11 protein-coding genes are annotated in these 14,293 nt (G+C 46.0%); 4 read left to right on the plus strand and 7 right to left on the minus strand.

Annotation, left to right across the window (positions count from 1 at the left end; translation table 11 throughout):
* Positions 1-55 precede the first annotated feature (55 nt).
* From speA to BACCOPRO_RS08540, 6 genes are all read right to left on the minus strand, one after another.
* Positions 56-1,948 (minus strand): biosynthetic arginine decarboxylase, encoded by a 1,893-nt coding sequence (gene speA, locus BACCOPRO_RS08515; RefSeq protein ID WP_008142801.1) that lies wholly within the window; start codon positions 1,946-1,948, stop codon positions 56-58.
* Between the two features lie 42 nt (positions 1,949-1,990).
* Positions 1,991-2,545 (minus strand): shikimate kinase, encoded by a 555-nt coding sequence (locus BACCOPRO_RS08520; RefSeq protein ID WP_008142803.1) that lies wholly within the window; start codon positions 2,543-2,545, stop codon positions 1,991-1,993.
* A complete protein-coding gene (gene topA / locus BACCOPRO_RS08525) occupies positions 2,542-4,875 on the minus strand; it encodes a type I DNA topoisomerase (RefSeq protein ID WP_008142805.1) in 2,334 nt (777 codons plus the stop codon). The genes BACCOPRO_RS08520 and topA overlap by 4 nt, the downstream gene beginning before the upstream one ends.
* A gap of 190 nt (positions 4,876-5,065) precedes the next feature.
* Positions 5,066-6,739 (minus strand): TonB-dependent receptor, encoded by a 1,674-nt coding sequence (locus tag BACCOPRO_RS08530; protein ID WP_008142810.1) that lies wholly within the window; start codon positions 6,737-6,739, stop codon positions 5,066-5,068.
* Positions 6,740-6,743: 4 nt separating this feature from the next.
* The gene (locus BACCOPRO_RS08535) at positions 6,744-9,758 is read right to left on the minus strand and encodes a tetratricopeptide repeat protein (protein ID WP_008142811.1); all 3,015 of its coding nucleotides are present in this window, start codon (positions 9,756-9,758) and stop codon (positions 6,744-6,746) included.
* Positions 9,759-9,805: 47 nt separating this feature from the next.
* On the minus strand, positions 9,806-10,339 hold the full coding sequence (locus BACCOPRO_RS08540; RefSeq protein ID WP_008142812.1) for an NUDIX domain-containing protein: 534 nt from the start codon (positions 10,337-10,339) through the stop codon (positions 9,806-9,808).
* 189 nt (positions 10,340-10,528) lie between these two features.
* On the opposite strand from BACCOPRO_RS08540, the gene BACCOPRO_RS08545 reads away from it, so the two are divergent.
* Positions 10,529-10,996, plus strand: a complete 468-nt coding sequence (locus BACCOPRO_RS08545) for an Lrp/AsnC family transcriptional regulator (RefSeq protein WP_008142815.1) — start codon at positions 10,529-10,531, stop codon at positions 10,994-10,996.
* Complete coding sequence (locus BACCOPRO_RS08550; protein ID WP_022278172.1) at positions 10,996-11,334, plus strand: DUF4491 family protein; 339 nt, start codon at positions 10,996-10,998, stop codon at positions 11,332-11,334. Before BACCOPRO_RS08545 ends, BACCOPRO_RS08550 begins: the two co-directional genes overlap by 1 nt.
* 94 nt (positions 11,335-11,428) lie before the next feature.
* On the opposite strand, the gene BACCOPRO_RS08555 is transcribed toward BACCOPRO_RS08550, so the two are convergent.
* Positions 11,429-12,493: a linear amide C-N hydrolase gene (locus BACCOPRO_RS08555; protein ID WP_370847634.1), complete on the minus strand. Its 1,065-nt coding sequence runs from the start codon at positions 12,491-12,493 to the stop codon at positions 11,429-11,431.
* A gap of 48 nt (positions 12,494-12,541) precedes the next feature.
* On the opposite strand from BACCOPRO_RS08555, the gene BACCOPRO_RS18505 reads away from it, so the two are divergent.
* Entirely contained in the window at positions 12,542-12,667 is a 126-nt protein-coding gene (locus BACCOPRO_RS18505; RefSeq protein WP_008142820.1) for a hypothetical protein, read from the plus strand.
* 107 nt (positions 12,668-12,774) lie between these two features.
* Entirely contained in the window at positions 12,775-13,947 is a 1,173-nt protein-coding gene (locus BACCOPRO_RS08560; protein WP_008142823.1) for an iron-containing alcohol dehydrogenase, read from the plus strand.
* Positions 13,948-14,293 lie beyond the last annotated feature (346 nt).

The following is a 14,293-nucleotide window of genomic DNA, read 5'->3' on the forward strand; positions in this document are numbered from 1 at the left end:
TCCGGAACTAAATCTTTAGCTCCGGAAACAATTTCTTATCCCCAGACCTCTTTGCTTATTCCAGGTAAGTATATCCGTACAATCCCGAACGGTAGTTGGACAGGAATTCCTTGCCCTCTTCCACTGAGATCCGTCCTTCTTTAACTGACTTGGTTACCCAGGTTTCCAATGTGCGTACCAGTTTCTTGGGATTATACTGCACATAATCCAATACCTCAGCAACCGTTTCTCCATCAATCACCTGATCGATCGTGTATCCCTTATCGTTCACACTCACATGCACGGCATTGGTATCACCGAAGAGGTTATGCATATCTCCCAGGATTTCCTGATAGGCTCCTACCAGGAATACTCCGATATAATAGGATTCCTTTGACTTGATCGTATGTACAGGCAAATCATGAGACACATTACGGGTAGAAACAAAATTGGCAATCTTTCCGTCTGAGTCACAAGTGATATCCTGCAAGGTAGCCGTACGGTCAGGACGTTCATCCAGACGCTGGATCGGCATAATCGGGAATATCTGATCGATAGCCCAGGAATCCGGCAGGGACTGGAACAGAGAGAAGTTGCAGAAATATTTATCTGCCAGCAGTTTGTCCAGGTTACGGAATTCATCAGGAGCATGCTTCAGGCCTGAAGCAATCTGACAGATTTCACGTGTTACAGACCAGTACATACGTTCGATCTGGGCTCTCGTTTTCAGGTCTACGATTCCATGGCTGAACAGATCCAGACTCTCTTCACGGATCTGCTGGGCATCATGCCAGGCCTCCAGCATCCGGCTCTGGTTCAGATTATCCCAGATCTGGTAAAGCTCCTGAACCAGTTCATGATCGTTAGGCCCTACCTCAAATTCTTCGTCCATTGAAGGCAATGAAGCTGTTTCAAGCACTTCAAAAATCAGTACGGAATGATGGGCGGTCAACGAACGTCCGCTCTCCGTAATGATATTGGGATGAGGAATACCATTCTTGTTGCTGGCATCGACAAGAATTGAAATGGAGTCGTTTACGTATTCCTGAATGGAATAGTTCACACTGCTCTCGCTATAGGAAGAACGGGTTCCATCATAGTCCACTCCTAAACCGCCGCCTATATCAACAAATTCAACCGGGAAACCTAACTGATGCAACTGAACATAGAACTGGGAAGCCTCACGCAAGGCAGTCTTGATACGGCGTATTTTAGTTACCTGACTACCGATATGGAAATGGATCAGTTTCAGGCAATCCTTCATGTCCTTCTTTTCGATAAAGTCAAGTGCCTCAAGCAATTCACTGGAAGTTAATCCAAACTTGCTGGCATCGCCTCCACTTTCTTCCCATTTTCCGCTTCCGGAAGAAGCCAACTTAATGCGTATTCCAATATTGGGACGTACATTCAACTGTTTGGCTATGCGAGAAATCAGACGCAGTTCATTCAGCTTTTCGACAACCAGAAATATGCGTTTACCCATTTTCTGGGCCAATAATGCCAGTTCGATATAACTTTCATCTTTATACCCGTTGCACACAATCAACGAATCAGAATCCGTGTTAATGGCTATCACGGCATGCAGTTCCGGTTTGGATCCGGCCTCCAGTCCCAGATTAAATTTCTTTCCATGACTGATAATTTCCTCTACGACCGGACGCATCTGATTTACTTTAATCGGATAAATGATGAAGTTCTGAGCCTTATAGCCATACTCATCTGCCGCCTGTTGAAAACAATTGGAAATCTTTTCAATGCGGTTATCCAAGATATCAGGGAAACGCACCAACATCGGAGCCGTTACATCCCTAAGCTGAAGTTCGTCAACTAATTCTTTCAGGTCAACAGCCACTCCGTCTTTACGGGGAGTTACTGTTACATGCCCCTTTTCATTGATACTAAAGTACGAAACACCCCACCCCGTAATGTTGTAGAGTTCTTCTGAATCTTCAATACGCCATTTTCTCATTAGTCAATAGTTGATAGTTGGTTGTTTATGTTTATTTATTCATTAATGTATTTCATTTTCAATCTGTTTGTCTCCAGACAACAGAGCGCTTAACAGCCTTACGGATTCATCGATCTGACTTCGGCTTTCCAGGCGTTCCCCGGACAGACAATACCGTGCCCGGCTATAAAAGGGAAGCCGTTTTTCCAGTCCACCGATGATGAACGCCATCAGTTCCTGATCCGACTTTCCGGCCAGCAAAGGACGTTTGGTCTTGGCAATCTTCAGACGGCGGAACAACACTTCCGGAGAGACATCCAGAAAAACGGTGTCACCTGCCTGATTCATGTAATCCATATTATCAAAGAAACATGGAGTACCTCCTCCACAAGCGATCAGTACATCCTCAAAATCTCCAGCCTCATGAAGTAACTTCCGCTCTACTTCCCTAAAACCGCTTTCTCCTTGTTCCGCAAAAATTTTGGATATGGTCTTATGCAAACGCTCTTCAATATACCAGTCCAGATCAATAAACTCCAGACCGGCAGCTTTGGCAAAGGCTTTACCTAACGTCGTCTTTCCAGAGCCCATATATCCGATTAAAAAGATGCGTCTCATTTCTTTTTCTTTACAACAGAACGTGCTTTACGGTTTTCTCCTTTAGCCTTTTGCAGCTCAATCACCTTGAAACAAGTTTCCAGATTCAAGTCTGCCGGTTCTACGGTAGACGGTATTTTATAATTCTTCTTCTGATAAGCGATATAGGGGCCATAACGTCCGTTCAATATCTGCAAATCTGGTTCTTCAGCAAATGTCTTGATTACCTTCTGGGCTTCAACTTCCCGTTTGGCACGCAACATTTCTTCAGCTTCTTCCAATGTAATTGTCATCGGATCCATTGTCTTCGGTATGGAAACGAACGTATTGTCATAACGGACATAAGGTCCGAAGCGTCCGGTCCCGACCGTCACGGTCTTATTATCCAGTTCTCCCAATGTACGGGGCAGTTTGAACAAATCCAAAGCCTGTTCAAGTGTCACGGTTTCCAGAGAATATTCTTTCTTAAGCTGGGCAAAACGGGGTTTCTCCTCATCTTCGGCCGATCCGATCTGTACAACCGGTCCAAAGCGTCCAATCTTAACGGATACGGGTTTTCCCGTAGCCGGGTCTGTACCCAACATTCGTTCACCGACTTTATGTTCGCTCTTCACAGCCAAAGAGGTTTCAACTAACGGATGGAAGCCCTGATAGAATTCTTTCATCATTCCCGTCCAGGCTTCTTTTCCTTCAGCAACCTCATCAAACTCTTTTTCTACACTTGCTGTGAAATTGTAGTCCATGATCTGAGGGAAATATTCCATCAGGAAATCGTTGACAACTGAGCCTACATCTGTTGGAAGCAACTTGGATTTTTCACTTCCCGTCATTTCAGAACGGACAGTTACCGTTACCTGATTTCCTTTCAGCTTCAACACATCGTACTCACGTTTCGTTCCTTCACGGTTACCTTTTTCCACATAACCGCGCTGCTGAATCGTGGAAATAGTAGGAGCATAAGTAGAAGGACGTCCGATTCCCAGTTCTTCCAGTTTACGGACCAGGCTGGCTTCAGTGTATCTGGGAGGAGCCTGAGTGAAGCGCTGTACTGCCATTATCTCCTTCCGTTCCAGCTGCTGTCCCTTTTCCAGTGCAGGCAACAGGCGGCTTTCATCTTCCTGTTCCGATTCATCGTCATAGGATTCTTTATAAACCCGCAAGAAACCGTCGAACGTGACAACTTCACCTACAGCCGTGAACTTATCATCTGTACCACTGACTGAAATGGTAGCCGTCGTCTTTTCCAGTTCTGCATCTGCCATCTGAGAAGCCAGTGTACGTTTCCAGATCAGTTCATACAGACGCTGTTCCTGTGAAGTACCTTCAATCGTTTCATTGGTCATATAGGTAGGACGGATTGCTTCGTGAGCTTCCTGCGCACCTTTGGTTTTGGTTGCGAACTGCCGTGTCTTTACATATTTGTCTCCCATCATGGAAGTAATGACCTCCCGGCTGGAAGACAATGCCAGTTCCGACAAGTTTACAGAGTCGGTACGCATATAGGTGATCAAACCTTCTTCATACAAACGCTGGGCAATCATCATGGTTTGGGCAACCGTATATCCCAGCTTCCGGGCTGCTTCCTGTTGCAAAGTAGAAGTCGTAAACGGAGCCGCAGGAGATTTACGCAGCGGACGGGTTGTAATGTCCTCAATAGTGAACTCAGCCTGTGCACAACTTTCCAAGAAAGCCCGGGCCTCTTCCTTCGTTGCGAAACGGCGTCCCAGTTCAGCCTTTACTTCAGATCCCTTTCCGTCACTAAAAACTGCGGATACACGATAGAAAGTTTCACTGACAAAAGCATGGATTTCGCGCTCACGTTCCACGATCAGACGGACAGCAACCGACTGTACACGTCCTGCAGAAAGAGAAGGTTTGATCTTACGCCATAATACAGGCGAAAGTTCAAAACCGACAATACGGTCCAATACCCGGCGAGCCTGCTGAGCGTTGACCAGATCAATGTTAATGTCGCGCGGATTCTCAATTGCCTTTAAAATAGCCGATTTGGTAATTTCATGGAATACAATACGCTTCGTCTTCGCAGGATCCAGATCCAACACTTCAAACAAATGCCAGGATATAGCTTCTCCTTCCCGGTCCTCATCGGATGCCAGCCAAACCATATCGGCCTTTTTCGCTTCTGCCTTTAATGTGCTTACAACACTCTTTTTATCTTCCGGAATCTCATAAATGGGCTTAAAATTATTTTCAATATCTATACTAAAAGCCTTCTGTTTCAAATCCCGGATATGGCCATAGCTGGAAAGCACTTTATAACCGCTTCCCAGAAACTTCTCTATCGTTTTAGCCTTAGCCGGAGACTCAACTATCACTAGATTGTTCTGCATAATTTCGTGTATTCCATTAATGTTTTGCTGGCAAATGTAAAAAAAAAAGCAGAACCCGACCTATATAATAAGGTTGGTTTCTGCTTTTTTTCTGTTTTTTTTATGTGTAACCTGCTTTTTTACCCCCGGAAGTCTCTTTTATATTTCCAAAAAATCAGAAAAGGTGCTTTCCGGAGTCAAAACTTGCTACTTAAAAGCTCCAACTGATTCCTCCCATGGCATAGAAGCCCTGTTCCGGATATCCGGTTTGAGTAATATAGTTCTTATTCAACAGGTTATTGAAGCGGACAAAGACATTCACGCCTTTCTTCCATCCATATTCAGCATTTAAGCAAAGATTATTTACCGGATCAGCCTTATAACCTTTCATGGCTTCTTTACGTCCTTCATACTGATAGTCAAGTCCGACATGCAAGCCTGCAAAGACACGGGCACGGACATGGAAATTCAGTGCCAGCTCAGGTTTATACATCAGCAGAGGATATTCGCTGCCGGATTCTGTATCCCAACTGTAATAAATTCCTTCCAATGAAAAATCAGCCCAGTCTTTATATCCGTATTCCAGTCTGGCACCTCCATATCCCACTTTGGCCTTATCCTGCATCATCCAGGGCAAAGCACATGCAAAATCCGGAAGAGGATAGCAGGTCAAGACTTCATCATCCGTAATGCGATAACCTCCAAACACCTTGAGTCCCAGTCCGGTTACGGGAGAAGCCTTAAAACCTAACTGCATATCGGCCAGTGTATAAGTAGAACGTAACTGCTCTTTCTGTCCCCAATATGGTGAGAGTTCATTCAAACGACGGAAATCATTCAGTTCACGTCCGCCCAGAGCCTGTACATAAATCACATAGCTGTCCGAAAACACATAATCAACCTTTACGTCCGGAGCGACATCTACCCCACTTCCGTTTGCACTCTGCCAGTCAACATGAACACCCAGACGAAGCTTCCAGTTATCTCCGTCATAGGCATAATACGGATTTGCCTCCAGGGAAGTATAGTTCTTCATATTCTGACTGTCATAAGACAGATTATCCATGGTGATTCCGACACCGACCTGCTGTTCTTCATTCAGATGCCCCCAGACATGAGCAGCCGTATGGATTTCATTCTCCGCTCCGTCTGTCAGGTTAGGCACGGCATACTTCCGGTTAAACCGGCGATAACCCGTCTGTACATCAAACTGTACCGGTAAGTCCTCCGTATTCGAGCGGAAACCAAGGAATCCTTCACCCAGGGTATAATGCTGATGTCCGGCAAAATCCGCTCCTTCCTGAGTTGCAGAACTTACTTCCAAAGGCATAGAATAATGGTTGAAGACCTGAGAGGCGAAACTACCTCCCAGACGGAAATCTACTTTACGGAAAGCATGCGTATAGACAGCTGAAAGATCTGTCCGGTAGAAACGGGCCTTCCAGTCTGATGAAATACCATCTACGTGAACATCACCGCTGAATCCATACAGTGAAGCCATCACGTCCAAACGGTCACGATCCGTCATATCCCATAAATAGGACGCCTTCAGATCTGCATTGTTCCGGCTTCCATAAGCTCCGCGAATATATCCCCGAGGAGCTTTTTTCCACTCCAGATCACGGGTAAAGGAATCCATCGGACGAACTGTCCAGGATGTAAGCGGACGAAGGGAAGTGGCATAATCAATATTCTTTTTCGCTACAGCCGGTTCCTCCACTTTGGGAAGTACATTCACCTTAAACGCATCCATTACCTCCGGATTATACTGATTCTCCACCACAACCGTACGGTTCAAGGTTGAATCTTTCTTCTGCTCCTGGGCTGAGATAACCGCTCCGGGAAGCAATCCGGCACATACTAAAGCTATTTTTATCTGTTTCATACGTTTAATTCACACTATTAAGTTTGGCCAATCGGGTTTCAATCATCTGCTCAATGTCATCATCAGCATGATAGTTCTGTTGCAAAGACAGCAAATACTGTTTAGCATCCAGCTTACGGTCCAGTTTCACATATACATCCGACAATAAGACAAAGCTGCGTGCAAGCCAATAAGCATGTGGTGTACTTACCTCAATATATGCCAGCACTTCTTTTTCTGCTTTTTCTGTTTCACCTGCATCAAAATAAATCTGTGCTACAAGATATTTTGCTTCTGCACCATAAACATTACGCGTATCTTTTGCCAGAACAGTCAGATCAGCCAGTGCTTCTGTCGCCTTTCCTGTAGCCAGCAATGCTTTGGCACGATAATAACGGGCTTCATTTTCAAGCTCCGGAGCCAACTTGCTTTGGGCCAGCAGGGCTGAAGCAGTTGTCACGATCTCAGTCTGGTCATTGGCCATCCATGCACTGCGCAATGCTCCCGTTTCTGCCTGCAGGCGTTCTTCCTGTGACAAAGCACGGTCCGCCATACGCTTGTAGAGTCCCAGAGCTTTCGGATAATCTTTTCCCTTGTAAGCGATGTCTGCGCTCATACCCATCGCTTCCGTTGAGAATTTGCTGTCGGGATATTCAAGAACCTTATCCAGCCAGGAAGAGGCCGAAGCGTAATCCTGCTGGTTATAGGCAATGACTCCCAGATAATAAGAAGCATTCACACTAAATGCTCCCTGAGGGAATGATTGCAGATAACGGACAAAACTGTTTTTTGCCTCAGCAATCTCTCCACGCATATAAACACGTTCGGCAGCAACATAAGTCAGCGAATCACGTTCATTCACATCAAAGTTCGCTCCACCAGGAATCTGGGAAGCAAAAGCCATATAATCATCAACCTTGTTCAAATCAATATAGATTGACTTCAGGTCGCGCTGAGCCAGACGGGCCTCTTCACTTCCGGGATAAGCTGTTATCACCTTCTTATAAGCAGCAATCGCCTTGTCATACTGGTCAGTCTGATAATAAAGCAGACCTATTTCATTGGCTGCCTTACGGGAAAGCGGACTCTCCGGATAACGCTGAACCAGCAAAGAATAGCGGTTAATGGCATTCGAATGATCTTCCATCAGCACGAAAGCACGTCCCTGCTCATAAAGGGCATCATCCAGATACTGTGAAGAAGGATAAGCTGTAAGCAGCTGGTTCAATGTTCCGATCTTTCCGGCATAATCCCGCTGCAAGCCTTTCACAAAGGCTTCCTGGAACAACGAATAATCACCGAATGAAGGATCATAAGCTACAGCCTGTGCATACAGACTGCGGGCCTCATCGAAACGGCGGGCGTAGAAGTAACAGTCACCTATACGGTTGCTGGCATCCGCTGCAACGGTACGTTCCCGGGAAGCAACCAGTGGCACACAACGTTCAAACCAGTTCAAAGCCTTGTTATACTGCTTCTGCTTAAAGGCACAGTAACCGAGATTATACAAGGCCAGGCCATATTCCTGAGAATTCTTATTGGTAGCAAACTCCAGATACTGGCGCAGGTCAGTTGCCGCAGCTTCATATTTCTCCATACGATACTTCGATTCTCCCCGCCAGTAATAAGCGTCAGCCTTCGTCTGCTGATTATACTGTCCCAGTTGCAAAGACTGGCTGAAATACTCAATCGCATTTTCAAAAGCTGCTTGCGCAAAGGCCTGTGTACCCAGGCGGAAAAGCAGTTTCTGCTTAGCTTCCAGAATACGGTTTCCCGGATGACTGATCTTTGCGATGGACTTCAAAGCCGCCAGGTAACTTTTGGTATTCATATATACCTCAATCAGATAGTCATTCACCTTATCGGTATAAGGAGAATTGGGATATTCATTCAGGAAACGTTCGAAAACAGTCACTGATTCGGCAAACGGAGAATAAGAAGTTTCATGGATGCACAGAGCGTAATTATAAAGTGCCTGTTCCCGTATACTCCGATCAAAATCCATCGTAGAAGCCTGCTCAAAAGCCATACGGGCCTGATTACGTTCCTTCAGTTGCAGATAAGCCAGACCCATGTGAAGGTAAGCATTCTGAGTCAGAGCATCCTTGGGTCCCGTAGCCTCGCCCAGACAAGCAGCAGCCTGAGAATAGACACCCATATTATAATAGCTCATACCCAGCTTATACATGGCTTTCCGGTCTCTGTTCTCCGTAGACTGACGATACTGCTCCAACTGCTTGACAGCCCCGGTATAATCATTCAACCCATAAGCTGCCTCACCGGAGATCCGATGCATTTCCGAAGCATGTTCCTGACCTTCATACGAAGCAAGCCAGGTATCAGCCAGGTTCTTTGCCTGACGGTTATCTCCCTTGATCAGATAAATATCAGCTATATAATAAGGTGCGAGAACCCGATAGGCTTCGTTTGTTTCCACTTCACGGAAGCCGTTCAACGCATGGTCATAGCGACGGTTCACATAATCAATATAGGCAAGATTATATACCGCATCGTCATGATAACGGGAACTTGCAGCCTTCAGGACAGAGAACCAGATTCCAGCCTCTTCCAGATTGCCGATCTTCATATAAGCTGTACCCAGGCGCATGGTACATTCATCCCGTTCTTCTTCACTCAACATGTCAATATCACAACCTTTAAAAGTAGCGATAGACTCCAGGTATTTTCCTTTAAAGAACCAGGCCGAAGCTATTAAGGATTGCATCCGATTGGCATAACGTGATTCGGGATATGCCTCCAGATAAGCACTCAAAGCTTCAATACAATCCGGCATTTTCAGTTCATAGGAAGTGCAGGCCAGCATATAGGCTGCCTCATCCAGCAGATCAGTTTCTCCATTCTGCCGGACATATCGATCCAGTGTCTGCCGCGCCGCAGCATAATCCTGGCGCAAAAAGAGCTGTTTGCCGTCATCAAACAAACGGCGCGAATCGGTCAACGGTTCCGTCTGCTGCCCGGAAGCAGCAAGTGGAAGCGCGCATAGCCAACCGGCTATCAGCATGTATCTTTTATTTTTCATATTTAGAGATATAAACGATTTACTACAGAAATAAGTTTTCTCAACGATCAGTCTTTCCGAAACTGAGGCATCGACAAGAAGCGTTTCACTCCTTCCCGGACAGAATCAAGACCGAACTTCTCCGGATCAATCTGATCCAGCGGCAGCCAGAACGAATCAGCAACATCATCCATGGCCTTCAGACGGGTATCATCGGCCACCTGACAGAGGAAAAACAGATCAAGGGTATGAACCAGAAAACCTGAATACAAATAAGTGTTAGGCAAGGAAAACAGATAGGTTGTCTGAATGACCTCCAGTCCGGTTTCTTCCTTTACTTCCCGCTTTACCCCTTCTTCGCCCGTCTCATACATATCAATGAAACCGCCGGACAAATCAAGTGTACCTTTAGCAGGTTCCTTTCCCCGACGGCAAACCAACAGTTCATGATTCCGGTTCAGAATGAAAGCTACTGTTGCCGCACTGGAATTAAAATAGTAAGTAAAACCACAGTCGGCACAATGCTTTGATTTCTCATTATGAATCTCAAAATGAGAAGAACCACATTTCGGACAATACTTAAATAATTCTAATGGATGCATAACTCCACAATTTATAAAACTTCACAAAGATAACAGAAATGAAGGAATAAAGTCAAGAAAAAGAAAGCTTATCCACAAGTTTCACATTCTTTTTAATATATCCTGCATTGTTTTTAGGGACAAAAGCATAGATAAATAAAAAAGTTTTTCTACATTTGCTTACAATATGATATAATAAGAACCATAGTTATGGAAAAAATTGATAACTTAGACAAACAAATTCTGGAAATAATCTCCCAGAATGCCCGTATTCCTTTCAAGGATGTTGCCGCAGAATGCGGTGTCTCACGTGCAGCCATCCATCAGCGTGTACAGAGACTGATTGATCTTGGTGTGATCATCGGATCCGGATATCATGTCAATCCCAAGAGTTTAGGTTACAGCACCTGCACATACGTGGGTATCAAACTGGAAAAAGGATCCATGTACAAAAGCGTTGTTGCCGAACTTGAAAAGATTCCCGAAATCGTAGAATGCCATTTCACTACCGGTCCTTACACCATGCTGACCAAACTGTACTCTACAGACAACGAGCATCTGATGGAACTGCTGAACTCCAGAATTCAGGAAATCCCGGGAGTTGTGGCTACTGAAACACTGATTTCCCTGGAACAGAGCATCAAGAAAGAAGTCCCCATCCGCAACGAAAAGAAATGATGGAGTGGTTACTGACTTACCACGTCGGAGGAATTGTCATCGGAATATGCACATTCCTGATTATCGGATTCTTTCATCCGGTTGTCGTTAAGGCCGAGTATTACTGGGGAACCCGGTGCTGGTGGATCTTCCTGCTGCTGGGAATTCTTGCCCTGGCCGGTTCTGTCCTTGTCGACAATCTTCTGATAGCTTCCTTATTGGGCGTATTCTCTTTCTCCTCTTTCTGGACCATCAAAGAGCTGTTCGAACAGCGCGAACGGGTTCTGAAAGGATGGTTTCCGATGAATCCTCAAAGGAAACATGAATACGAAGTGCCCCCGACCGATACTCCGGAATGAGAAGTTCTTTTTCACAAGAAGAGCCGCAGAAATTATGAGCAGACAACTTCTGCATCCGTAATTTCTGCGGTTCTTGTTTTTACAGGAAACGAACTCATTCGATCACAGCTTTCACCGGCTGTTGTTTCACCGTATCCAGCGGAACAGCCCGATATGCAATTTTTGAGAAATCGATTTTCCGCAAATCTATGCTGCGAATCTGACTGTTGTACATCGTCCGGTAATAAATCGTGCGGCTGGTCATATCCGTTGCGGAAGTCCATTGCGTAGCACTGGGAATGTCAACAGGAGTCTGTCCCTTTGCGAATTCAATACCGATGGGAATGTCAAAGTTATTCAGAATCTGGAAACCCTGCAGGACTGTTTCCTGAGAAGTAGCCAGCACGGGAGCCGTAGCCTGATAGAAAGCTGCTCTCACAAACCGTGAAGGCGGAGTTACATCTCCCGGTATTCCCAGGAAACCGCTTCCGGCTCCAAACGAAGTCAGGTTTGTTTCTCCCAGCTGGTTTTCGGGAGCCGTACCCGGAAAGAGATTGACATAATTATTCAAGTTGGTCAGATGCCATTCCAGATCCGGAGAATTGGTCAGCACACCGAGAGGATTCTCATAGAACCGTGGCGTTCCATCCATAATCTCCAGCACGATCTGCCGTCCGGAAAGATCCGTAAAACGCCAGTGTACGGTCGATGCCCGGGGATCAACGTTTACCACGTGAACCTGCCGGACTGCTTCCTTCACCTCATCGACATTCTTACAGCTTCCCAGAATCCATGACACCAGCTGCAAATCAGATATACTCTGAGCCTTCAGCGAAGGATTATAGGTTTCATACTTTCCATAACGGGGAAAATAGAACAAACCGGCTGAAAGCCCGGCTTCATTCAGGCCTTCGGCTACAAATTCTTTCTGCTGGACAGCCAGGCCCACATAACCGTAACGAGAGGTAAACACCATGCCGTTCTGTCCTTCCGGAGTATAGGACTGTTCCTTGTAGTTGCGCGGAACAATCACATACTGACTGTTCAGATCACTTCCGCCCCATTCAATCGTACGTGCCACAACCGTAGCTCCGTCTTTACTTTTCAGCGTAATGCCTGTACAGGCATCAGCCACTGAGGGGGACAACAAACCAGCCGCCATCAGGGGCACTACAAACATCTTCTTCAATTTCATATCGATCAGTTTTATATAGAAAACAATTAACAAATGAATAAGTTCACTGTTCTTTCCGGTATCCATACGGAGTTTTTCCCGTCATGCGTCGGAAAAAATGGTTTTGCCGCCCTGCTCTATGCAGGAGCCATCTTCAGCTACAAGAAGAGAAATAACTGACTCTACGGGAAGGAAAGGCCTGGAGAAAACGTATTTTAACATTCAAGGGAGTATATCTTGTTCAGAAATCGCTATATTTGAAAATACGAACCTTAAACGTAGAGAATATGAACTCAAATCCGATTTTCAACATGCACATCCCCACCAAACTGGTTTTCGGATGTGGAGAAATTAAAAAGCTGGCAACAGAAAAGCTGCCGGGTAAGAAAGCGATGATTGTCATTTCTTCCGGTACTTCCATGAAGAAATACGGTTATCTGGACAAAGTCATCAACCTGCTTACAGAAAACGACACGGCTTCCATCGTGTACGACAAGATACTTCCCAACCCCATCAAGAGCCACGTCATGGAGGCTGCTGCCATCTGCCGTGAGAGAGGATGCGATTTCATTGTCGGTCTGGGTGGCGGAAGTTCCATCGACTCAGCCAAAGCCATCGCCGTAATGGCGTGCAACGACGGTGACTACTGGGACTATATCCAGGGAGGAACCGGCAAGGGACGCCCGGTCAAGAAAGTACTTCCCGTCGTAGCCATACCGACAACAGCCGGAACCGGAACGGAAGCCGACCCGTGGACGGTAATTACCAATGAAGAACGTCAGGAAAAAATTGGCTTCGGATGCCCGGGCACTTTCCCAGCCCTTTCCATCATTGATCCGGAACTGATGGTTTCCATCCCGCCACACCTGACCGCCTATCAGGGCTTCGATGCTTTCTTCCATGCAGCCGAAGGATTCATCGCCAACTGCTCGACTCCGATCAGCGACCTGTATGCCCTGGAGGCCATCCGCCTGCTGGCCAAATATCTGCCAATTGCTGTCAGTGACGGGAAAAACCTGAAAGCACGCGCCAAAGTGGCCTGGGGAAGCACACTGGCCGGCCTCGTGGAATCCACTTCCAGCTGTACTTCTGAACATTCCATGGAACATGCCATGAGTGCATTCTATCCCGAACTGCCCCACGGTGCCGGACTGATAGCGCTGAGTGAAGCCTATTTTGAAACTTTCCGCAACGACAGCATGAAACGTTACATGAAGATGGCTGAGGTAATGACACAGCAGAAGAGCAACCGCCCGAGCGACTTCATTGACGCACTGGTACGCATGCAGACAGCCTGCAACGTACGCGACATCCGGCTCAGCGACTGGGGACTGAAAGAAGAAGACCTGCCGAAAATGGTACAGAATGCACGCGACACCATGGGCGGCCTTTTCCTGTTCGATCCACGCCCGCTGACAGATGAAGAGATCCTGAACATTTACAAGAAATCCTATCGCTAACTGACGACGGATATCCTTCAGGTACGCAGGAAAGAAGTTCCGACTTCTTTCCTGCGTTCTTTTTTGCCGGATTACCCGAATCGAGCAGTCAATCAGCCGACATCGAGCAGACGATTGACCGAAATCGAACGGAGAATCTTCCAGCATCGAACAGACGATTCTACCGTATCGTGCTGGTGGAACTAAAAATATTTCATAGAAAAGAGTACTTTATCCGAATATTATTTGTATATTTAGCAAAAACAATACCCAAAGAAAGGAGGATGCCGGGTATTGAACCTATGTTTCAACAACCATTCTTAAATTTTTCATGACATGAAAACACTAAAACAACTGACCGTATTAA

Origin of the sequence: Phocaeicola coprophilus DSM 18228 = JCM 13818 (genome assembly GCF_000157915.1) — a bacterium.
In the GTDB taxonomy this organism is placed as follows: Bacteria; Bacteroidota; Bacteroidia; order Bacteroidales; family Bacteroidaceae; genus Phocaeicola; species Phocaeicola coprophilus.

Bases quoted from the DNA above. Each gene is read 5' to 3' on its own strand.
- speA (WP_008142801.1), bottom strand. From the start codon at position 1,948: ATGAGAAAATGGCGTATTGAAGATTCAGAAGAACTCTACAACATTACG.
- BACCOPRO_RS08520 (WP_008142803.1), bottom strand. From the start codon at position 2,545: ATGAGACGCATCTTTTTAATCGGATATATGGGCTCTGGAAAGACGACG.
- topA (WP_008142805.1), bottom strand. From the start codon at position 4,875: ATGCAGAACAATCTAGTGATAGTTGAGTCTCCGGCTAAGGCTAAAACG.
- BACCOPRO_RS08530 (WP_008142810.1), bottom strand. From the start codon at position 6,739: ATGAAACAGATAAAAATAGCTTTAGTATGTGCCGGATTGCTTCCCGGA.
- BACCOPRO_RS08535 (WP_008142811.1), bottom strand. From the start codon at position 9,758: ATGAAAAATAAAAGATACATGCTGATAGCCGGTTGGCTATGCGCGCTT.
- BACCOPRO_RS08540 (WP_008142812.1), bottom strand. From the start codon at position 10,339: ATGCATCCATTAGAATTATTTAAGTATTGTCCGAAATGTGGTTCTTCT.
- BACCOPRO_RS08545 (WP_008142815.1), top strand. From the start codon at position 10,529: ATGGAAAAAATTGATAACTTAGACAAACAAATTCTGGAAATAATCTCC.
- BACCOPRO_RS08550 (WP_022278172.1), top strand. From the start codon at position 10,996: ATGGAGTGGTTACTGACTTACCACGTCGGAGGAATTGTCATCGGAATA.
- BACCOPRO_RS08555 (WP_370847634.1), bottom strand. From the start codon at position 12,493: ATGTTTGTAGTGCCCCTGATGGCGGCTGGTTTGTTGTCCCCCTCAGTG.
- BACCOPRO_RS18505 (WP_008142820.1), top strand. From the start codon at position 12,542: ATGAATAAGTTCACTGTTCTTTCCGGTATCCATACGGAGTTTTTCCCG.
- BACCOPRO_RS08560 (WP_008142823.1), top strand. From the start codon at position 12,775: ATGAACTCAAATCCGATTTTCAACATGCACATCCCCACCAAACTGGTT.